The sequence below is a fragment of the Amycolatopsis sp. NPDC114505 genome, assembly GCF_055633615.1.
In genome coordinates, this window is record NZ_JBVKDV010000003.1 from 296,840 (window position 1) to 315,760 (window position 18,921).

Genomic DNA, 18,921 nt, shown 5'->3' on the forward strand with positions numbered 1-18,921 from the left:
GAGGCCCGGCCACGGGAGCCGGGCGGCCGACGGAGGCGACGATGAAGGCGCTGGTCTACCACGGTCCGGGTGCGAAGGCTTGGGAAGACGTCCCGGACGCCGCCGTCCAGGAACCGACCGACGTGGTCGTGCGCGTCGACACGACCACGATCTGCGGCACCGACCTGCACATCCTGCAGGGCGACGTCGCCGCGGTCACCGACGGCCGGATCCTCGGCCACGAGGCGGTCGGCACGGTGACCGCGGTCGGCGACGCGGTCCGGGCGTTCGCGGTGGGGGATCGGGTGCTGGTCCCGGCCATCACCCAGTGCGGGCGCTGCGAGTACTGCGGCCGCGGGATGCCGTCCCACTGCCAGACGGTCGGCGGGATCGGCTGGATCTTCGGCCACCTCATCGACGGAACGCAGGCCGAGCTGGTGCGCGTGCCCTACGCGGACACGTCGCTGTACGCGGTCCCCGACGGCGTCACGAACGAGCAGGCGATCTTCCTGGCCGACTCGCTGCCGACGGGGTACGAGGTCGGCGTCCTGGCCGGCCGCGTCCGCCCGGGCGACACGGTGGCGGTGGTCGGCGCGGGCGCGGTCGGGCTGGCGGCGATCCTGACGACGGGCCTGTGGGGCGCGTCGAAGGTGATCGCGGTGGACTCCAACAAGTTCCGCCTGGAGAAAGCTCTGGAGTTCGGCGCGACGGACGCGTTCGAAGCGGGTCCGGACACCCGCTCGGACGTGCTCGGCTTGACGGACGGCCTCGGCGTGGACGTCGCGATCGAAGCGGTCGGCTACCCGGAGACCCTGCTGACGGCGGCATCCCTGGTCCGCCCGGGCGGCCGCATCGCGAACATCGGCGTGCACGGCGTCCCGGTCGAGCTGCCGATGCAGGAGATGTGGATCCAGAACCTGACGCTGACGATGGGACTGGTGGACACGGCATCGATCCCGACGCTGCTGAAGATGGTGGTGTCCGGCCGCATCCCGGCCGAGCGCATGGGAACCCACCGGTTCACGTTCGCCCAGATGGAAGAGGCGTACGAGGTGTTCGCCAACGCGGCCGCGAACTCGGCGCTGAAGGTGGTCATCACGCCTTAGGTGACGGTGGGATCCCCGAGCGCGAGCTCGGGCGGCCGCCCCCGCCGCCGCGTGACGACGACGGCCGCGGAGCCGAAGGGCGACGCCGTGACGGCCGGCCGCGACATCTCGAGCCGGAGCTTCAGCGCACCGGTGACATCGAGGTCGATCGCGGCCGGCTTCCCGATGGCCACTTCGTGCTCGGATCGGGGCTTGCCGTCGACCAGCACGCGGAAGCGGCCGACCTGGAAGCGGTCGGCCGCGTCGTCGAGGACCCCGGCGATGGTCGAGAACCGCTGGTAGTGGCCGCCGAGGTCGACTTCGACGAACCCGGGTGCGGTGCCCGAGCGCAACACGATGCTGTCCTCGTACCGCCGGCCGTCGATCGAGGCCGCCATTCGCTGCACGCCCGAGCTGCTGCCTGTCCACCGCAGTTCACTCGCAGGGGTCGGGTGGAACTCCGGGGATTCGCCGTCGAGCCACCGGCCGCGCGCCGGCATGGGGTACTTGCCCCGTCCGGTGATCGCGGCGAGCAGCTCGGTGACACCCTCGTCGGTGAACGCCCCGATCTCGAACCGGGTCGTGGAGTAAGGAGCGAGGAAGGCGGGGATGTCGTCGATCGACCCGCCGGGCAGGACCACCGGGAGGACCCGGCGCGTGCCCTCGCGGTGGTCCTTGGTCAGCTTGTCGCGGATGATGGCGGTCTCGAACTGGGCCCCACGTCCTTCGTCCGGCGGCGCGTCGCCGTCGGCTCGCTCCCGGTACAGCGGAGACGCCACGACGATGATGAAGTCGGCCGCGGTGAGGTTCCGGGTGGCCCACAGCGACCAGTCGATGCGGATGTGGTCGTGCCACTGGTCGAGCACGACCTCGAGGCCGATCCGGCTGCGCAGGAAGGTCGCGAACGTCCGGACCTGGGCTTTGTGGTCCTCGGTGTCGTGTGAATAGCTGAAGAACACCCGGGGCGCCTCGTGGTCGGACATCGGTTCCTTTCGGGGATCGGTCGGTGATTCACCGATCCGGGAGATCGGTGTCGCGGAAATGCTTCGCGGCATCGTGCTCTACTGGTGCCTGTCGTCTATCCGGGCCCGGAAGATTTGTCAAGATGCATTCTCCGGCGGCACTTGAGGTGTGGCCAGTTATTGTCCTGGATCTGTCAGGTTTCCCGTCTTCTTTGCCGGTGTGCGGCCGATCTAGGATCGGATCCGCCTGGTGGGGAGCGGTGAGGAGCGTCGGCACGCGTGTACGAGTTCGACGTGTTCATCAGCTACCGGCGTGCGGCGAGTGACATATCGGCGTGGATTCGCCACCATTTTCACCCCCGCCTCCTGGAAGTGCTCGACAACAATCGGTACGAGGACGTCAAGATTTTCTTCGACGACCAGGTGCGGGTCGGAGCCGATTGGCCGGCGGAACTGAGTTCGGCGTTGCAGCGCTCGCGCGTGTTGCTCCCGGTCTGCTCGCCGAAGTACTTCCGGGACGAATGGTGCCTGGCCGAGTGGGCCTCGATGGAGGAGCGGGAGGCGCTCACCGCCGGCCCGCGGCGGGAACACGGGCGGCCCCTGATCTACCCGGTGATCTTCTGCGACTCCCGGAACTTCCCCGACTGGGCCCACGCACGGCGCCCGCGTGACCTGCAGCAGTGGAACCACCCCTTCGAACACTTCCAGACCGCGCCGGCCTACCTCGAGTTCAACCAGCAGATCAAGCAGATCGCGGCGGAGCTGGAGGAACTGATCGAACGAGCGCCGGAGTGGCGGGACGACTGGCCGGTGCGCACCCCGGCCCCGGAGCCGCCGAAGCGGGCGCGGATGCCGAGGTTCTGACCGATGCCGGGATCGATCTTCACCTTCTACTCCTACAAGGGCGGCGTCGGCCGGAGCTTCACCCTGGCCAACATCGCCGTGCTGCTCGCCCGGTGGGGTCACCGCGTGCTCTGCCTGGACTGGGACCTCGAGGCCCCCGGCCTCGGCGACTACTTCCGGCCGCGGCTGGCCACGCGGCCGAGCGGGGGCGTGGTCGACCTCGTCGACGACTTCCGGCAGGGCCGGTTCAAGCCGGAGGCGCACGTCCAGCGGCTGGCGGACGTCGGCGTGCTCGATTTCCTCGCGGCCGGCAGCGAAGAGCCCGGCTACGTCGCGCAGGTGCAGGAGATCGATTGGGACCGGCTGTACGACGACGGGTTCGGCGAGTACCTCGAGAAGTGCCGCGAGCAGTGGGTCGCGCGCTACGACTTCGTCCTCATCGACAGCCGCACCGGGATCTCCGACATCGGCGGGATCTGCACGGCGCACCTGCCGGACCACCTCGTCCTGCTGTTCACCGCGAACCGCCAGAGCATCTTCGGCGCGATGGAGGCGGCGCGGCGTGCCGACGTGGCGCGCAACCTGCTGCCGTTCGACCGCGCGCGGCTGACCGTCCTGCCGGTGCTGTCGCGGTTCGACAACCGGGAAGAGTACGACCGGTCGGAGACCTGGCGCCGCATCGTCGTCGACGAGACGGCCGAGCTGTACCGGCCGTGGCTCGACCAGACGGTGGAGCCCGCGACGATGGCCCGTCACCTCACCCTGCCGTACGTGTCGTACTGGAGTTTCGGCGAGCAGCTACCGGTGCTGTCGGAACAGACGCCGAGCGCCGACCAGATCGGGTTCGCACTCGAGACCGTCGCGGCGGTGATCGCCAGCCGGCTCGACCGCACCGACCTGCTGGCCGAGAACCGCGACGCCTACGTGGCCGCCGTGCGCGCGAGCCGGCGCGAGTTCAAGCACGACCTGCGGGTCAGCATCCCGCGTCCGGCGGTCGGCACGGCGGACGGGCTGGTCGCCGCGCTGAAGAAGCAGGGCGTCCGGGTGGTGAAATCGCTTTCCGGCGACCGGTCCCTGCTGGCACGGGCCGAAGACGACGCGCGGCACCTGTGCCTGCTCGTCGACGGCAAGGTGAGCCGCTGGCAGGCGGCCGAGGTCGAGCTGTTCCTGCACCGCACCCTCGGCCAGGACCGGCGTGTCATCCCGATCCTCACCGCGGGCACCGACGCGGCCGGGCTGCCGGGCTACGTCGGCAATCTCCGCTACCTGCGCCTCGGCGGCGCGCGCGGCCTGGACGGAGTCGCCCGCGACCTGGTCGGCCAGCTGAAGGGCTTCACCCAGCTCATCGACACGGACGACGACGTCGACCTCGCCGAAGTGCTCGGCCAGGCCCGCGACTCCCGGCTGCGCCCCTCCCGCTGGGACCTGGTGGACGAGCTGGTCACGGCCCTGCAGCCGGCGGTCGGCGGCGGCGACAGCGGACGAACCCGCGAACTGGCAGCGGACTTGGCGGTGGCGGTGAAGCCCCGCTTCCCCGGCGGCGACGACCACCACGCGGCCCCGCCGAGGGTCCGCCGCTCGATCGACTGGCTCCTGCGGACGCTGGACGCCCGCGCGCAAACCACGACGAAGCCGAACCACCGGAAGGATCTCGGATGACCGATCGCTTGAACCACAAGCAGACCGCGGCGATGTTCACGCTGATGGTGCTGGGCCGGGAGGTGCCGAACAAGGAACTGCAGGAACGGGTGGGCTTCACCCTCACCGGCAAGGACCGCACCCAGCTGAATGACAGCAGGTACGTCGCCAGCGAGAAGGTCGGGCGCTCGTTCGTCCACCAGCTGACCGACAGCGGATGGGCGTGGTGCGAGCAGGAGATCGGGACCGGGACACCGCCGCCGCCCCGGCCGCTGAGCACTCTCTGCTCGGCGCTTTACGTCGTGCTCGGCGGCTTCGACGAGTTCTTGCGCAGCCGCAAGCTGCGGCTGGCCGATGTCTTCACGCCTGGCGAGGGTCCGGTCGAGGCCACGCCGGTCCCCGAGCTCGAGGAACGCATCCGCGTCGCCTACCGCGAACTGGTGCGGGAACCCCGGGGCTGGGTCGGCCTGGTGGACCTGCGCCCGAAGCTCGGCGCACCCGCGGCGGAGGTCGACGCGGTGCTCAAGGAGCTCAGCCGCGCCGGCAAGGTGCACCTCGTCCCGGAGGACAACCGCAAGGCGCTCACCGCGGCCGACCACGAGGCGGCGATCCGCATCGCCGGCGAAGACAACCATTTCGTCGCTTTCGAGGCGTCATGATGGACGAGCTCAAAGCACTGGCGACGCTGAGCTTCGACTGGGCGGATACGCCGGACCACGTCTGGCGGGACTCGCCGTACCACGTCGACGGCTTGCACGACGACGCGCTCGCCGCGCTCGACACGGGCATCCGTGACGCCGTGGCCAGCGACGGGCCGAGCCCGATCGGGCTCGTGATGCAGGGGCAGAAGGGTGTCGGGAAGACTCACCTGCTGGGTCTCGTCCGGCGGCGGGCGCACCGCGCGCGAGGGTACTTCTTCCTCGACGACGTCACCGCGGCCGAGGCGTTCTGGGAGAACACGGCTGAGGCGCTGCGCCGGGGGCTGGCCCGCCCGGATGATTCGGGCGAGTCGCAACTGAAGAAGTTCCTGCTGCGAGTGTGCCTGCGTGCCCACGTCGATGCCGATGTGGAGGCGAGGATCAGGCGCGGACGCGGGCTCACACCTGAAGACGTAGAGGCATTCGTCGATGGGGTGGCGTCCCTGGATGAGATGGTCGCCGACGAGTGCGGGGACACCGCACGTGCCCTGGTACTGATCGCGAGCCGGGACCGCGGCGCCAAGTACATCGGTGAGGACTACCTCGACGGCGACGCCGAGCTGACGTCCGAGGCCCGCCAGTGGAACATCTACTCGCGGCCGAAACCCGCCCGAGTGCTCGTCCAGGAGATCACGCGGCTGCTCGCGCTCACGGGGCCGGTCGTGATCGCCGTGGACCAGCTCGACACCCTCGTCGCCCGATCGACGCAGGGCATGATGAAGGATGGCGTCGCGGATGACCTGCTCGTGGCGAAGATCGCCGACGGGCTCATGGGCCTGCGAGAGGTCACCCACAAGACCCTCACCGTTCTGGCCTGCTTGCCCAGCACCTGGGAGCAGATCAAGACGAAGGCGGCCGGCACCGTCCCGGACCGCTTCCGGGAGCAGGTGACTCTCGGACGGATCCTGGACCCCGAAGTCGGCCGGGCGCTGGTGGCGAAGCGGCTCGGAGTGGCTTACCAGGCCATGGGGTTCACTCCGCCGCACCCGACCTGGCCGGTCGCGTCCGAGGCGTTCGCGGGGCTCTGGGAGCAGTGGACACCTCGGCAGCTGTTGAAGCGCATCGGCGCGCACATCGAACTGTGCCTGCGTGCCGGGCAGGTCAAGGAACTCGCTTCCTTCGATGAGCAAGCCGTGGTGCCGATCGCTCCTCCCGTGCGGACGGCGGTCGAGACCGATCGGTTCGCCGATCTCGACACCGAGTTCGAAAAGCTCCAGGCGGAAGCGGAACCCGAGAAGCTGCTCGCCGAGAAGGCCGTGGACAAGGCGATGCCCGATCTCCTCTCCGCTGCCCTGCGCTGCTGGGTCACCGAGGTCGGGGACGACGACCTCGAATGGTCCTGTGAGCGCCAGAACGGGCGCAGTGAGGTGCACGCCTGGCTGTCCCGGACCCTCGACGAGGCCGCGGACCTGCAGGAGCACTGGGCGTTCCGGGCGATCGCGGCCCGGGATCCGCGGGCCGCGCTGAGCCGGTTCCGTAAGGCCCGGTCCGCCGCCGGGCAACTGCAAGGGGCCGACAACCGGCATCTCGTCATCCTCCGGGATGTTTGGGGGCGCGGAGCCAAGACGCGGGAGGAGGTCGAGAAGTTCACCGCCGCGGGTGGGCGGACGATCCGGCTCACCGACACGGATGTGCGGACCTTCTGGGCGTTGAAGACGATGCTCGGCACCGGTGGCCGTGAGCTGCACGAGTGGCTGATCGACCGGCGGCCCGCGAGCCGGTCCGACCTGCTCTCCGCGGTGCTCCCGGAGAAGCCGTCGGGGCAGCCCGCCGAAGGGACCCACCCGCCGCCGGCAACCGTGACGCCGCCGGTGACGGTGACTCCGCCGGCTGAAGGGGAGATCACGCTCGGCAGCGTCGTCGGCTCGGGGGCGCCGGTGCGGGTCGAGCTCTCCGCCCTCCGCAAGCACGCCGCCGTCTTCGCCGGGTCCGGTTCGGGGAAGACCGTGCTGCTCAGGCGGATCGTGGAGGAGTGCGCTCTGCTGGGGGTCTCCGCGATCGTCCTGGACCCGAACAACGACCTCGCCCGGCTCGGCGACGCCTGGCCCACGCCGCCCGACGGCTGGGGACCCGACGACGCTCAGCTCGCGAAACGGTACCTCGCCGAAACCGACGTCGTCGTCTGGACTCCGGGCCGGGCCACCGGGCGGCCGCTGGCGTTCCAGCCGCTGCCGGACTTCGGCGGCGTCCTCGACGACTCCGACGAGTTCGCGGCCGCGGTCGAGGTGGCCGTCGCGACCCTCGCACCGCAGGCCCGGCTGACCGGGACCACCGCGAAGACGAACATCGGCCTCGCGGTGCTGCGCCAGGCGGTCGTCCGGCACGCGCGGACCGGGTCGCGCAGCCTGCCCGAGCTCATCGAGCTGCTGACCGAACTGCCCGACGACGTCAGCAACCTCAACGACGCCCCGCGCATCGCGGCCGGGCTGGCCGAGGTGCTGAAGGCGGCGATGGTCAACGACCCGCTCTTCGCGGGCGGCGGCGAACCGGTCGACCCGGGCGTGCTGCTGACCCCGGCGGCCGGCAAGCGGGCCCGGGTGTCGGTGATCAGCTTCGTCGGTCTGCAGGCCGACGAGCAGCGGCAGAACTTCGTCAACCAGCTGCAGATGGAGCTGTTCGCGTGGATCAAGCGCAACCCGGCGGGCGACCGGCCGCTGGGCGCGCTGTTCGTGATGGACGAAGCCCAGACGATGGCGTCGTCGGGCAGCCTGACGGCGAGCACGCGCAGCACGATCGTGCTCGCGTCGCAGGCCCGCAAGTACGGTCTGGGCCTGCTGTTCGCCACCCAGGCGCCGAAGGGCCTGCACAACCAGGTGGTCGGCAACGCGATGACGCAGTTCTTCGGCCGCCTGAACAGCCCGGCCCAGATCGCCGCGGCCAACGAGCTGGCCCGGGCCAAGGGAAGTCCCGTCGCCGACATCTCCCGCCTGGAGCGCGCCCAGTTCTACGTGGCGGGGGAGGCGTTCGGGTTCCGCCAGGTGGCGACGCCGCTGTGCCTGTCCCACCACCCGGCCAGCCCGCTGAGGCTGGAGGAGGTGATCAGCCGGGCCCGCGGTGAGGAGGCATAGCGTGGCGGAAACACAAGGTGCCCCACTGGAAACCGGCGCCGATCGACGACACCACGTACGTGTCGCCGGTCGACACCGCGCCCGCTCCGAACCTCTCGTGCAACGCCGTGAACACGCCCGCCGAACCCGTGTTGCCCAGCCTCTCCACCGTCAGCGGGGCGCGGGCGCGGTCGACGCCGAGCTTGTCAAGGGCCGCCGTGATGATGTTCAGGTTCGCCTGGTGCAGGAAAGAAGTGCGTGACCTCCTCCACCGGCACGCCCGCGTTGTCCGTCGCGCGGAGCGGCCGTTCATCTTCAGGTACTCGCCCGCCGCCGGGATTTCGACGTCGTGGGACAGCTCCGAGCCGAAGTCCCAGCCCAGGAGGCCGCCCTGCGGTGAGGAGGCGCGCGTCAGGACCGCCGCGCCCGCCGCGTCGCCGAAGAACACCCTCGTCGTGCGGTCCTCCGGGTTCGTCACGCGGGACGCGCAGTCCGCCGCCAGCACCAGGACCGTCCGCGCCGCCGGCGTCTGCAGCAGGTGTGCGGCCAGGAACAGCGCCGTCCTTCGTGCCGGACGTGCCGATCATCGCCCGGGCGCCGAGGTGGTGGGCGGCGCCGACGGCCAGTGCGTTGAGGTACTGACCCAGCCCCAGTTTCCGGGCGCGGTGCTCGACCACGAGCCTGCTGTGCTCGAACACCTCCGCGGCCGGAAGTTCCTCGTAGCGCTCGCTGCCGAGGAACTCGCGCGACTGGTACGGCACGCCGGCATCCGGTGTGGACAGCCGGATGTAGCCGAGCGGCGGGCCGGCCGGGCTCCGCCGGGCGATGAAGTGCCACGCGCCGGAGTCGAGGGCCTGGTCGTCGACGTGGGTGTCGTCGGCGCGGCGGAAGTCCGGCCGGCGGCCGTGGTCGAACAGGATTCGCGCACGGAGCTCGCGGACGGTGTCGAGCAGCGCACGGTCGCCGCGGAACGCGGTGACGTGCCAGTCCGGCGTGGCCGACTTCGCGGCGGGGTGCGGAGGTCGCCCGGAAGAGGCCGGGCCGGACGACGTGGTCCGGACCAGGGCGGGCGAACAGCAGCAGCGCCCGCCCGCCTCGGCCCGATGGTGCGGACAGGGGTGGCGGACCGTTCCGGACGTCGATGAGCGCGCCGACCGGCGCTGAGTGGCTCACGACGATTCTTCACCCCGGCGGGGAGAGATCATCTCGCCGGGCGGTCGATCCGGGCGTCTCCCGTTCGACGCACTGGTGACGACGACACGGAGGAACCGATGACCGGACCGATCAGGCTGTACATGACCACGTCGCTCGACGGCTTCGTGGCCGGACCCGACGACCGGCCGGGTCAGGAGATGGGACGCGGTGGCTTCCGGCTGTTCGACTGGCTCGACGACCGTGACGGCGACGGGCCGAGCGGGCAGGTCTACGCCGAAGCGACGGCGACGGGCGCGCTGATCTCCGGCCGGCGGACGTTCGAGCTGGCCGGCCGCTGGGGCGGCGATCACCACGACGGCGTCCCGATCCACGTGCTGACCCACCACGTCGACCCGTCCGACGTGCCGCCCGGGAGCGCGCGGTTCTACACGGATGTGGTGGCGTGCGCGGAAGAAGCGCGCGCGGCGGCGGGCGACCGCGGAGTCATGGTCCACGGCGCGGGCGCCGCGCAGGCGTTGCTGAAAGCGGGACTGCTGGACGAGCTGGAGCTGCACGTGGTGCCGGTGCTGCTCGGCGGCGGCCGCCGGTTGTTCGGCGACGGGGACCGGGTCGAGCTGGACCTGGTGCGGCAGCTGGCGGATCGCGGCGTACTCCACCTGCGGTACGCCGTGCGCCGGTGACGGGGTGCCCGGTCCCGGGGATGCCGCCCCGGGACCGAGCGGGCGGTCAGTCGGCGTCCGGGAAGTGGATGTCGGCGACGTGGACGTCGACGGAGGCGACCTCCAGGCCCAGGTAGTCTTCGACGGCTTCGACCAGCTGGACGCGGATCTGCTCGGCCAGCGCCTTGACCGCGCGCCCGAACTCGACCACCAGCGTGACGGCGATCGTGGCGACCTCGCCTTCGACCTCGACGGAGGTGCCGGCCTCGTCCAGCTCGTACACGCCTTCGGCCTTGCGGGCGACGCGGATGACGATCTTGGAGACGACCCCGTCGGCGACCGTGGTGCTGCCGCGGTTGCCCGCGGCGGGCCGGGAACCGGCTTCTTCGGCCACGGCGGTCTCTTCGGTGGCGACCGCCACCGGCGCCTCCTCGGCGACCGCGGTCTCCTCCGCGACAGCTTCATCGGCGGTCTCGGCGGAGTCGATGTCCTCGTCGGACTCTTCGTCGGCGGCCTCGTCCGCGACCGCTTCGTCGGAAGCCTCGTCGGTGACGTCCTCTTCGGTCTCCGCCTCGACGGAGTCGGTGTCCTCGGTGGCGTCGTCGTCAGCGGAGTCGTCGGCTTCGTCCACGTCGGTCGTCTCGTCGACGGCGTCCTCGGTCTCGGTGGTGTCCTCGGCCGGCTCGACGGTCTCGGTGGTGTCGGCGGCCACGGTCTCGGTGGCGGCGGTGCCGTAGCCGTAACCTTCTGAACTGGGCGTTTCGTTCTGGGCGCGACCGAAGATGCTGTTGATGACGTCGGACATGTTTTCCCCTTTTCGGGAGCGACGACTGCGGATGGGGATCAGCGGAGACGGCGACACTATAGGGGTAACGACCGTGATCCCCGACACAGACCCCCGGGTTCGAGACTCGCTTGTGTCCCAACAGATATCCGGCGCGAGACAACGCTCTCCCGGTTGACTGGACCTGTGATCACGGTCCGTCAGGCCGGGGTGAGCGATCAGTGATGCCGACGCGGAAATGGCGTCCAGGAATTGTCCACTTTCCGGCCAGTGGGCATTCCGTCAGTCATTCCGGAATAGCCCTGCGGGAACGCTCGTGCCCAAAGCGCGATACCCGGCCGGGTTGAGGTGCAGGTGGTCGCCGACGTCGTACGCGGGCAGCAGGCGCGTCGGCGATGACGGGTCGCGGACCACGCGGTCGAAGTCCAGGACCGCGTCGAAATGGCCGCGGATCCAGGTATTCACCGTAATCCGGGCTGCCTCGCGCGAAGGGTTGTCGTAGGCGGAGTTGCCGCCGAACGGCGTCAACGTCGCGCCGTACACCTGGATGTCCGCCGCGTGGGCGCGGGTGAGGATCTGGTCGTACGCGTCGATCAGGTCCGACGCCGTGGCCGCGGCCGCGGCCGCGTCGGGGGCCGCCGTGCCGAGGTCGTTGATCCCCTCGAACACGATCGCCCGCGAAACCCCGCTCTGCGCCAGGAGGTCGCGGTCCAGGCGGGCCAGGACGTTCGGGCCCAGGCCGTCCTGCAGCACCCGGTTGCCGCCCGCGGCCTGGTTGACCACCGCCGACGACAGCCGCGACGCCAGCACGTCCGGCCAGCGGTCGTTGCCGTTGGTCGTCGAGCCGCGGCCGTCGGACAGCGAGTCGCCGATCACCGCGACCGCCGACGCCGGCGAGAGCACCTCGATGCCGCTCAGGAAGTACCAGTGGTCCACCGGGGTCGCGCCGGTCAGGTCCGCGGCGGCGACCTGGTTGCCCGGCACCAGGTAGGACGTCGTGCGGGAGCCCGGGTGGGAGGTGATCGACAGCGAACCCTGACCGTGCGCCAGGTACGCCGTCACCGTGATGTTCTCGAAGGGGCGCACCGGGAACGGCAGTGGGTCCGACACCACCTGCGCGCCCACCGGGACCGTCGCCGACGGCTTGCCGTGGAACGTCACCGGCAGCACGCCGCCGGGAGCCAGCGCCGAAACCCCCGCGCGCCCGTCGAGCGGACGGGCCACCGAGACGGCGGTCAACGGGAGCGGTGCCCCGCCGAAGGCGTTCGAGAACCGCAGGCGGATCCGCGGCCCACCCACCGTCACGTGCGCCGTCTGACGCAGGGAAGCGTTGTCCAGCACGCGGTCGGTGCCCGTGTACGGCGCCGGCGGCAGGTTCGACGGCTCGGTCAGCTGCGGCATCGACGTCCAGGTCGCCACCCAGCGCGAAGCGGGCGGGTGCCCGGACGCGCCGACGAACAACGCGGTCAACACGGCCAGGACGACGATGACCGCGGTCCGTCTCATGACCCGAACTCCGGCGCCAGGACGCGGTCGAAGCCGACGTAACGGCGATCCCCGGTGAGCGTGCAATGCAGGGTCGCCACGAACTGCTCGCTCGACGTCCCGACCCGCAGCTCGACGTCGCCGGGCTCGACCAGGCGCCGGCCCGACCTACCCGTGTACGACGTCAGGTCCGCGTGCAGGCCGATGTCGACGACGACCGTCGCGCCCGGCTCCAGCGAAACCCGGCGCGCCGCGATCAGCTGGCGCTCGGGGCGCACGACCTCCGCTACCGGGTCGTGCAGGTACACCTGGACGACTTCCGTCGCGGGCCGCGAGTGGTCGTTGCGCAGCGTCACGCGGACCCGGCAGACGCCGTCGGTCGGCCACAGCGAACCCGTCGCGCTCACGTCGACCCAGGTCGCGGGCGCGTAGGACAACCCGTGCCCGAACGGGAACAACGCCGTGGGGTCGACCGTGCTGACCTCGCTGCGGCGGCCGAGCGGCGCCGCGAGGTACGTCGAGGGCTGGCTCGCCCCGGCCGCCGGGAAGCTCACCGGCAGCCGGCCGGACGGGTCGATCCGTCCACTGAGGACACCTTCGAGCGCCGGAGCGCCCTCTTCGCCGGGGTAGAACCCGCTGACCACGGCGGCCAGCCGGTCGATCTGCCGGGAAAGCTCGTAGGGGCGTCCCGAGAGCAGGACCACGACGACCGGCGTGCCGGTGGCGAGCAGGGCTTCGAGGAGTTCTTCCTGCCGGCCCGGCAGCCGCAGGTCCGGCGCGTCACAGCCCTCCCCGGACGTCCCGCCGCCGAACAGCCCCGCGCGGTCACCGAGGACGGCCACGCAGACGGAAGAAGAAGCACAGGCCGCCACGGCTTCCTCGATCCCGGCGTCGTCGCCCCCGACGACCGGGACGCCCAGCGCGTAGGTGACGTCGAAGGACGACCGCAGCGCCTCCACCACCGTCGGCACCGAGACGCCGAACGGGACGTCCGGGTGGTGGACGCCGACGTGCAGCGGGAACGAATAGCAGCCGAGCATCGCGCCCGCCGTGTCCGCGCGCGGTCCGACGACGGCGACGGGGGTGCCGGGGGAGAGGGGCAACGTCCCGTCGTTGTGCAGTAGCACGATCGACTTTTCGGCCACCTCGCGCGCCAACGCCCGCGAAGGAGCGTCGTCCAGGTCGACCTCTTCGGGCACCTCCGGGGCCCAGTCCGCGTCGAGCAGCCCGAGCTCGCACTTCTGCCGCAGCACCCGTTCGAGGGCGCGGTCGACGGCGGCGGCGTCGACCGCGCCCCCTTCCACCGCGGCGAGCAGCGGCTCGCCGTAGCAGTCCATGGTGGGCAGTTCCACGTCGATGCCCGCGGTCAGCGCCTGGCCGGCCGCGTCGCCGCGGTCGGCCGCGACGCCGTGCAGCCGGTGCAGGAACGCGACGGAGAAGTAGTCGGCGACGACCGTGCCGGTGAACCCGTAGGTGTCGCGCAGCAGGCCGGTCAGCAGCGACGTGTCGGCGGCGGACGGAACGCCGTCGGTGTCGGTGTAGGCGTTCATCACCGACCGGGCGCCCGCGCGCAGCGCCAGCTCGAACGGCGGGAGCAGGACGTCGGCGACCTCGCGCGGCCCGGCCGAAACCGGCGCCAGGTTGCGCCCGGCGCGTGAGGCGGAGTACCCGACGAAGTGCTTCAGCGTCGAGATCACGCCGGCCGACTCGAGCCCGGCGACGTACGCGGCGCCGATCGTCCCGACCAGGTACGGGTCCTCGCCGATCGTCTCCTCGACGCGGCCCCAGCGCAGGTCCCGCGCGACGTCGAGGACCGGCGCGAGGCCTTGGTGCACACCCAGTCCGCGCATGGTCAGCCCGATCTGCGCCGCCATCCGCCGCACCAGATCCGGGTCGAACGTCGCGCCCCAGGACAGCGGGGCCGGGTAGATCGTCGCCTGCCAGGCGGCCAAGCCGGTCAGGCATTCCTCGTGCACGACGGCGGGGATGCCGAACCGGTTGCTGGAGACGATCTGGCGTTGCGTGCGCGCGAGGCTGTGCGCGCCGATCAGCGGGTCGACCGGCCGGGTGCCGAAGACGCGGGTCAGCTGCCCGATGCCGTGGCGGACGAGGTCGTCGAGGTCGACCGCGGCGTCGACGAAGTCGTGCTGGTGCGGCGCCATCTCCCCGCCGGCGTCGATGCCGACCCAGACGCCGTAGAGCTGGGCGATCTTTTCGCGCGGGGTCATGCGCCCCATCAGGGCGCGGACGCGTTCGCCCGGGTCGGCCGCGGGGTCGCGCCACGGCTCGGGGGCCGCGGCAGGCTGCGTGGTCAAGGCGTTCTGCCCTTCGTCAGGAGGGGGGTTCAGGGGAGGGCCCGGGTCGAGCTGCGCACCACCAGGCCGGTGTCGAGGGTGACGTGGGTGCGCTCGACCTCGTCGCCGTTGATCAGCGCGATGAGCATGCTGATCGCCCGGTGTCCCATCTCCCGGATCGGCTGGTCCACTGTGGTCAGTGGCGGGCTGCAGAGCGCGGACTCGGGGACGTTGTCGAAGCCGACCACGGAAAGGTCGTCGGGTACGGAAAGTCCCAGCTCGCGGGCCGCGCCGACGGTCGCGATGGCCGAGATGTCGTTCGCGGCGAACACCGCGGTGGGGCGGTCCGGGCCGGTCAGCAGGTCGTGGGCCGAGGCCGCGGAGACTTCCGGGTCGTAGGCGCCGATCCGGATCAGGTTCTCGTCGGCCGGCACGCCCGCGGCTTCCAGTGCCCGCAGGTAGCCTGCCTTGCGCAGCGACGCCGATTCGAGGTCGGGCCGGCCGGCGAGGAAGCCGATCCGCCGGTGGCCCAGGTCGAGGAGGTGCTCGGTGGCCAGCTGCGCGCCACGGAGGTTGTCCGAGTCGATGGTCGGCAGGTGCGACGGCCCGGTGTGCGGGTCGACCGCGACGACCGGCGTGCCGGGCACGGCTTCGAGCGAGACGGCGGGCGTGACGAGCACGGCGCCGTCGACGAGAGTGCCGGAAAGCCTGGACAGGTAACGCTTTTCCCAGCCCTTCGGGTCGCCGGTGCGCCCCCCGGCGGAGTAGACGACGAGCTCGAACCCGCTGCCGCGGATGGCGTCCGCGGCGCCCTTGAGCAGCTCGGTGGAGAACGGTTCGAGGTCGGCGACCAGGATCCCGATCACGTTGGTCCGGTGGTTTCTCAGGCTCTGCGCCACGAGACTCGCCTCGTACCCGAGCTCTTCGATCACCGCGCGGACCTTCGCGAGCGTCGCGGCGGAGACGCCATAGCGCTCGTTGATCACCTTGGAAACTGTGGCCACCGAGACGCCGGCGTGGGCCGCGACGTCACGGATGGTCACCCTCGAACTGGGCTGCATGGGGCTCAGACTAGCCATGTAAAACGTTATCGACAACGATTGACATCCGATTTGCCCGGGAGCAAACTCTTCGCCAACCCGGGTGCCGTCGCGCCCCGTCCTACTCGGCCGAAGTCGTCAGGAGTGGACCCACGATGTCTGTCAAACGCCGGATCCCCGTTCTCGCCGCCCTGGCGGCCGTCGTTCCGCTCGCGCTCTCCGCGTGCAGCGGGGGGAGCGACGCACCCGCGCAGCCGAGCGGTCCGGTCACCCTCACCTGGTGGCACAACGGAACCACCGACCCGATCAAGTCGATCTGGGAGAAGGTCGTCACCGACTACCACCAGGCGCACCCGGACGTCACGATCAAGGCCCAGCCGCTGCAGAACGAGGACTTCCCCACCAAGGTCCCGCTCGCCCTGCAGGGTGCCGAGCCGCCGGACGTCTACCAGTCCTGGGGCGCCGGTGACCTGGCCTCGCAGATCACCTCGGGCAAGGTCGCCGACATCACCGACGCCACGAAGCCGTGGATCACCCAGACCACCGGCAAGTTCGGCGAGAACTGGCAGGTCGACGGCAAGCAGTACGGGGTCCCGTTCGAGCAGCACTTCGTCGGCTTCTGGTACCGCAAGGACCTCTTCCAGCAGGCGGGGATCACCAGCCCGCCGAAGACGATGGACGAGCTGAACACCGCCGTCACGCAGCTGAAGGCCAAGAGCATCGCGCCGATCTCCGTCGGCGGCAAGGACCGCTGGCCCGACGCCTTCTACTTCAACTACTTCGCCATCCGCGAATGCTCGGTCGACGTGCTCAAGCAGTCGGTCAAGGCGGTCAAGCTCGAGGACCCGTGCTGGACGAAGGCCGGCCAGGACCTGAAGAGCTTCCTGGCCACCCAGCCGTTCCAGACCGGGTTCGCCGGCACGCCGGCCCAGCAGGGCGCGGGCAGCTCCGCCGGGCTCGTCGCCAACGGCAAGGCCGCGATGGAGCTCCAGGGCGACTGGGAGCCCGGCACGATGTCGGCGCTGACCGAGGACAAGCAGCTCGACTCGAAGGTCGGCTGGTTCCCGTTCCCGTCGGTGGCGGGCGGCCAGGGCGACCCGGCGGCCGTGCTCGGCGGTGGTGACGGTTTCGCCTGCACGACTCGCGCGTCCAAGGCGTGCGCGGACTTCCTGCAGTACCTGGGCAGCGAGCCGGTGCAGACGCAGCTCGCCGCGCAGGGGGCCGGCCTGCCGGTCAACACCGTCGCCGCGAAGTCGCTGAAGACCGACACGCTGCGAGCCGTCTACGACTACGGCACGAAGTCGCCGTACCTGCAGATGTACTTCGACCGGGCATTCCCGACCGCGGTCGGCGCCGCGCTGAACGACGCGGTGGCGAACATGTTCGCCGGCCAGGGCACCCCCGAAGGCATCGTGACCGCCGTCAACCAGGCCGCGGCGGGCAACAAGTGACCACGGCGACGACGCCGGTGCGGACGGCTGCCCGGCCGTCCGCACCGGCGGCGGGCCGCCGTGCGAAGCGTTCCGGCCTGGGCAAACGGCTCGAGCTGACGATCCTGCTCGGGCCGGCCCTGTTGGTGTTCGTCGGCTTCGTCCTGGTACCGATCGGGATCGCCGCGTTCTACAGCCTGTTCCAGTGGAACGGCTTCGGCCCGCTCGACGACTTCATCGGCCTCGACAACTACGTCGACGCCTTCAGCGGTGAAGTGTTCCAGGGCGCGATCGTGCACAACCTGATCATCGCCGGGCTGTCGATCGTGGTGCAGCTGCCGCTGTCGATCGGCCTGGCGATGCTGCTCAACCGCAAGCTGCGGGGACGCGCGGTGCTGCGCTCCCTGGTGTTCGCGCCGTACGTCCTCTCCGAGGCGATCACCGCGGTGATCTGGGTGCTCATGCTCCAGCCGGACGGGTTCGCCGACCAGGTGCTGAAGGGGGCCGGGCTCGGCGGCCTGGTCCACCAGTGGCTGGCCGACCCGGGCATCGTGCTCTACACGATGTTCGCGGTGATCACCTGGAAGTACATCGGCTTCGGCATCATCCTGCTGCTCGCCGGCCTGCAGGGGGTGCCCGCCGAGCTGCGCGAGGCCGCCGCGCTCGACGGCGCGTCGGCGTGGCAGACCACCCGGCACGTCGTGCTGCCGCTGCTCGGGCCGACCATCCGGATCTGGATCTTCCTGTCGGTGATCGGCTCGTTGCAGCTGTTCGACGTCGTGTGGATCATGACGCTGGGCGGGCCGGCGAACGCGTCGACGACGATGGCGACCTACCTGGTCGACCACGGCTTCAAGCGCTACGAGTTCGGTTTCGGTTCGGCGGTGGCGGTCATCCTCTTCGTCATCTGCTTCCTGTTCGCGCTGCTGTACCAGCGATTCGCACTGCGCCGGGACACCCAGGGCGCCCTGACGAGGATGGCGGGCTGATGCGGTCACGCAAGTTCGGCCTCTCGATCGGCTACCTCGCGGCGATCGTCGTGCTCGGCGTGACCGTCGTGCCGCTGCTGTTCGTCGTGCTCGGCGGGTTCCGCACCAACGCGCAGATCAACAACGACCCGGCCGGGCTGCCCGGCCCGTGGGTCATGGACAACTACGCTTCGGTCCTCGGCTCGGGCGCGTTCTGGGGGTTCCTCGGGAACAGCGCGCTGATCGCGGTGATCGCGACCGCCGTCGCCGTCGGCCTGGGGTCGATGGCCGGGTTCGCGCTGTCGCGGTACCAGTTCAAGGGCCGTGAAGCGCTGTACACGCTGTTCACGCTCGGCCTGTTGTTCCCGCTCACCGTGGCGACCCTGCCGCTGTACCTGTGGCTGCGCGAGCTGGGCATGCTCGAGAGCTTCTGGGGCGTGGCGATCCCGGAAGCGGCGTTCTCGCTGCCGGTGACGATCGTGATCCTGCGCCCGTTCATGCACGCCATCCCGGGTGAGCTGGAGGACGCCGCCGTGCTCGACGGCGCGAGCAGGCTCGGGTTCTTCTGGCGCATCCTGCTGCCGCTGTCGGCGCCGGCGCTCACCACGGTCGGCGTGCTCGCCTTCGTCACCAGCTGGAACGCCTACCTGTTGCCGCTGCTGGTGTTCAACGACTCCGCGCACTTCACGCTCCCGCTCGGCGTCGCGACGTTCCGGACCCAGTACTCCCAGGACACCGCCCGGGTGCTCGCGTTCACCGCGCTGTCGATGATCCCGGCACTCGCGTTCTTCGTGCTCGCCGAACGGCGCATCGTCGGCGGGCTGACCGGATCCGTGAAGGGCTGACTCAGGAGG

At 70.8% G+C, this 18,921-nt stretch carries 15 protein-coding genes; 9 read left to right on the forward strand and 6 right to left on the reverse strand.

Annotated features, from left to right (window positions below; all coding sequences use genetic code 11):
• The first annotated feature begins 41 nt into the window (after positions 1–41).
• Entirely contained in the window at positions 42–1,085 is a 1,044-nt protein-coding gene (locus ACZ7OU_RS30690; RefSeq protein WP_470257875.1) for an alcohol dehydrogenase catalytic domain-containing protein, read from the forward strand.
• Here ACZ7OU_RS30690 and ACZ7OU_RS30695 read toward each other — a convergent pair.
• Positions 1,082–2,047, reverse strand: coding sequence for an SEFIR domain-containing protein (locus tag ACZ7OU_RS30695; RefSeq protein ID WP_470257876.1), 966 nt, complete (start codon positions 2,045–2,047; stop codon positions 1,082–1,084). The genes ACZ7OU_RS30690 and ACZ7OU_RS30695 overlap by 4 nt on opposite strands.
• A 273-nt stretch (positions 2,048–2,320) precedes the next feature.
• Between ACZ7OU_RS30695 and ACZ7OU_RS30700 the strand changes: the two genes are divergently transcribed.
• Genes ACZ7OU_RS30700 through ACZ7OU_RS30715 form a run of 4 tightly spaced genes read left to right on the forward strand, consistent with a single transcriptional unit; the run spans position 2,321 to position 8,273 of the window.
• Entirely contained in the window at positions 2,321–2,890 is a 570-nt protein-coding gene (locus ACZ7OU_RS30700) for a TIR domain-containing protein (protein ID WP_470244713.1), read from the forward strand.
• Between the two features lie 3 nt (positions 2,891–2,893).
• A complete protein-coding gene (locus tag ACZ7OU_RS30705) occupies positions 2,894–4,528 on the forward strand; it encodes a CATRA system-associated protein (RefSeq protein WP_470257877.1) in 1,635 nt (544 codons plus the stop codon).
• Positions 4,525–5,166, forward strand: coding sequence for a hypothetical protein (locus ACZ7OU_RS30710; protein ID WP_470257878.1), 642 nt, complete (start codon positions 4,525–4,527; stop codon positions 5,164–5,166). Before ACZ7OU_RS30705 ends, ACZ7OU_RS30710 begins: the two co-directional genes overlap by 4 nt.
• On the forward strand, positions 5,166–8,273 hold the full coding sequence (locus ACZ7OU_RS30715; protein ID WP_470257879.1) for an ATP-binding protein: 3,108 nt from the start codon (positions 5,166–5,168) through the stop codon (positions 8,271–8,273). Before ACZ7OU_RS30710 ends, ACZ7OU_RS30715 begins: the two co-directional genes overlap by 1 nt.
• On the opposite strand, the gene ACZ7OU_RS30720 is transcribed toward ACZ7OU_RS30715, so the two are convergent.
• Positions 8,245–8,757 (reverse strand): 3-oxoacyl-ACP synthase III family protein, encoded by a 513-nt coding sequence (locus tag ACZ7OU_RS30720; protein WP_470257880.1) that lies wholly within the window; start codon positions 8,755–8,757, stop codon positions 8,245–8,247. The two genes, ACZ7OU_RS30715 and ACZ7OU_RS30720, sit on opposite strands and share 29 nt — an antisense overlap.
• Before the next feature lie 766 nt (positions 8,758–9,523).
• Here ACZ7OU_RS30720 and ACZ7OU_RS30725 point away from each other — a divergent pair.
• A complete protein-coding gene (locus tag ACZ7OU_RS30725) occupies positions 9,524–10,087 on the forward strand; it encodes a dihydrofolate reductase family protein (protein WP_470257881.1) in 564 nt (187 codons plus the stop codon).
• A gap of 46 nt (positions 10,088–10,133) precedes the next feature.
• Here ACZ7OU_RS30725 and ACZ7OU_RS30730 read toward each other — a convergent pair whose 3' ends face one another.
• The 4 genes from ACZ7OU_RS30730 to ACZ7OU_RS30745 all read right to left on the reverse strand — a co-directional run bounded on the left by ACZ7OU_RS30730 (position 10,134) and on the right by ACZ7OU_RS30745 (position 15,690).
• On the reverse strand, positions 10,134–10,871 hold the full coding sequence (locus ACZ7OU_RS30730) for an Asp23/Gls24 family envelope stress response protein (RefSeq protein ID WP_470257882.1): 738 nt from the start codon (positions 10,869–10,871) through the stop codon (positions 10,134–10,136).
• A 261-nt stretch (positions 10,872–11,132) separates the two neighbouring features.
• Positions 11,133–12,356, reverse strand: coding sequence for an SGNH/GDSL hydrolase family protein (locus ACZ7OU_RS30735; RefSeq protein WP_470257884.1), 1,224 nt, complete (start codon positions 12,354–12,356; stop codon positions 11,133–11,135).
• On the reverse strand, positions 12,353–14,650 hold the full coding sequence (locus ACZ7OU_RS30740; protein ID WP_470257885.1) for a beta-xylosidase/alpha-l-arabinosidase: 2,298 nt from the start codon (positions 14,648–14,650) through the stop codon (positions 12,353–12,355). The genes ACZ7OU_RS30735 and ACZ7OU_RS30740 overlap by 4 nt, the downstream gene beginning before the upstream one ends.
• Before the next feature lie 29 nt (positions 14,651–14,679).
• A complete protein-coding gene (locus ACZ7OU_RS30745) occupies positions 14,680–15,690 on the reverse strand; it encodes a LacI family DNA-binding transcriptional regulator (RefSeq protein ID WP_470243923.1) in 1,011 nt (336 codons plus the stop codon).
• 134 nt (positions 15,691–15,824) lie between these two features.
• On the opposite strand from ACZ7OU_RS30745, the gene ACZ7OU_RS30750 reads away from it, so the two are divergent.
• The 3 genes from ACZ7OU_RS30750 to ACZ7OU_RS30760 are packed head-to-tail and all read left to right on the forward strand — an operon-like array spanning position 15,825 to position 18,912.
• Positions 15,825–17,120, forward strand: coding sequence for an extracellular solute-binding protein (locus ACZ7OU_RS30750; RefSeq protein WP_470257886.1), 1,296 nt, complete (start codon positions 15,825–15,827; stop codon positions 17,118–17,120).
• Positions 17,117–18,088: a carbohydrate ABC transporter permease gene (locus tag ACZ7OU_RS30755; RefSeq protein WP_470243925.1), complete on the forward strand. Its 972-nt coding sequence runs from the start codon at positions 17,117–17,119 to the stop codon at positions 18,086–18,088. Before ACZ7OU_RS30750 ends, ACZ7OU_RS30755 begins: the two co-directional genes overlap by 4 nt.
• Positions 18,088–18,912 carry a carbohydrate ABC transporter permease gene (locus ACZ7OU_RS30760; protein ID WP_470243926.1) on the forward strand — a complete coding sequence of 275 codons (825 nt, stop codon included), beginning with the start codon at positions 18,088–18,090 and terminating at the stop codon, positions 18,910–18,912. Before ACZ7OU_RS30755 ends, ACZ7OU_RS30760 begins: the two co-directional genes overlap by 1 nt.
• The last annotated feature ends 9 nt before the right edge of the window (positions 18,913–18,921 follow it).

What these genes read in the sequence shown, in the direction of transcription:
- ACZ7OU_RS30690 (WP_470257875.1), top strand. Translation starts at nt 42, where the DNA reads ATGAAGGCGCTGGTCTACCACGGTCCGGGTGCGAAGGCTTGGGAAGAC.
- ACZ7OU_RS30695 (WP_470257876.1), bottom strand. Translation starts at nt 2,047, where the DNA reads ATGTCCGACCACGAGGCGCCCCGGGTGTTCTTCAGCTATTCACACGAC.
- ACZ7OU_RS30705 (WP_470257877.1), top strand. Translation starts at nt 2,894, where the DNA reads ATGCCGGGATCGATCTTCACCTTCTACTCCTACAAGGGCGGCGTCGGC.
- ACZ7OU_RS30710 (WP_470257878.1), top strand. Translation starts at nt 4,525, where the DNA reads ATGACCGATCGCTTGAACCACAAGCAGACCGCGGCGATGTTCACGCTG.
- ACZ7OU_RS30715 (WP_470257879.1), top strand. Translation starts at nt 5,166, where the DNA reads ATGGACGAGCTCAAAGCACTGGCGACGCTGAGCTTCGACTGGGCGGAT.
- ACZ7OU_RS30725 (WP_470257881.1), top strand. Translation starts at nt 9,524, where the DNA reads ATGACCGGACCGATCAGGCTGTACATGACCACGTCGCTCGACGGCTTC.
- ACZ7OU_RS30730 (WP_470257882.1), bottom strand. Translation starts at nt 10,871, where the DNA reads ATGTCCGACGTCATCAACAGCATCTTCGGTCGCGCCCAGAACGAAACG.
- ACZ7OU_RS30735 (WP_470257884.1), bottom strand. Translation starts at nt 12,356, where the DNA reads ATGAGACGGACCGCGGTCATCGTCGTCCTGGCCGTGTTGACCGCGTTG.
- ACZ7OU_RS30745 (WP_470243923.1), bottom strand. Translation starts at nt 15,690, where the DNA reads ATGCAGCCCAGTTCGAGGGTGACCATCCGTGACGTCGCGGCCCACGCC.
- ACZ7OU_RS30750 (WP_470257886.1), top strand. Translation starts at nt 15,825, where the DNA reads ATGTCTGTCAAACGCCGGATCCCCGTTCTCGCCGCCCTGGCGGCCGTC.
- ACZ7OU_RS30760 (WP_470243926.1), top strand. Translation starts at nt 18,088, where the DNA reads ATGCGGTCACGCAAGTTCGGCCTCTCGATCGGCTACCTCGCGGCGATC.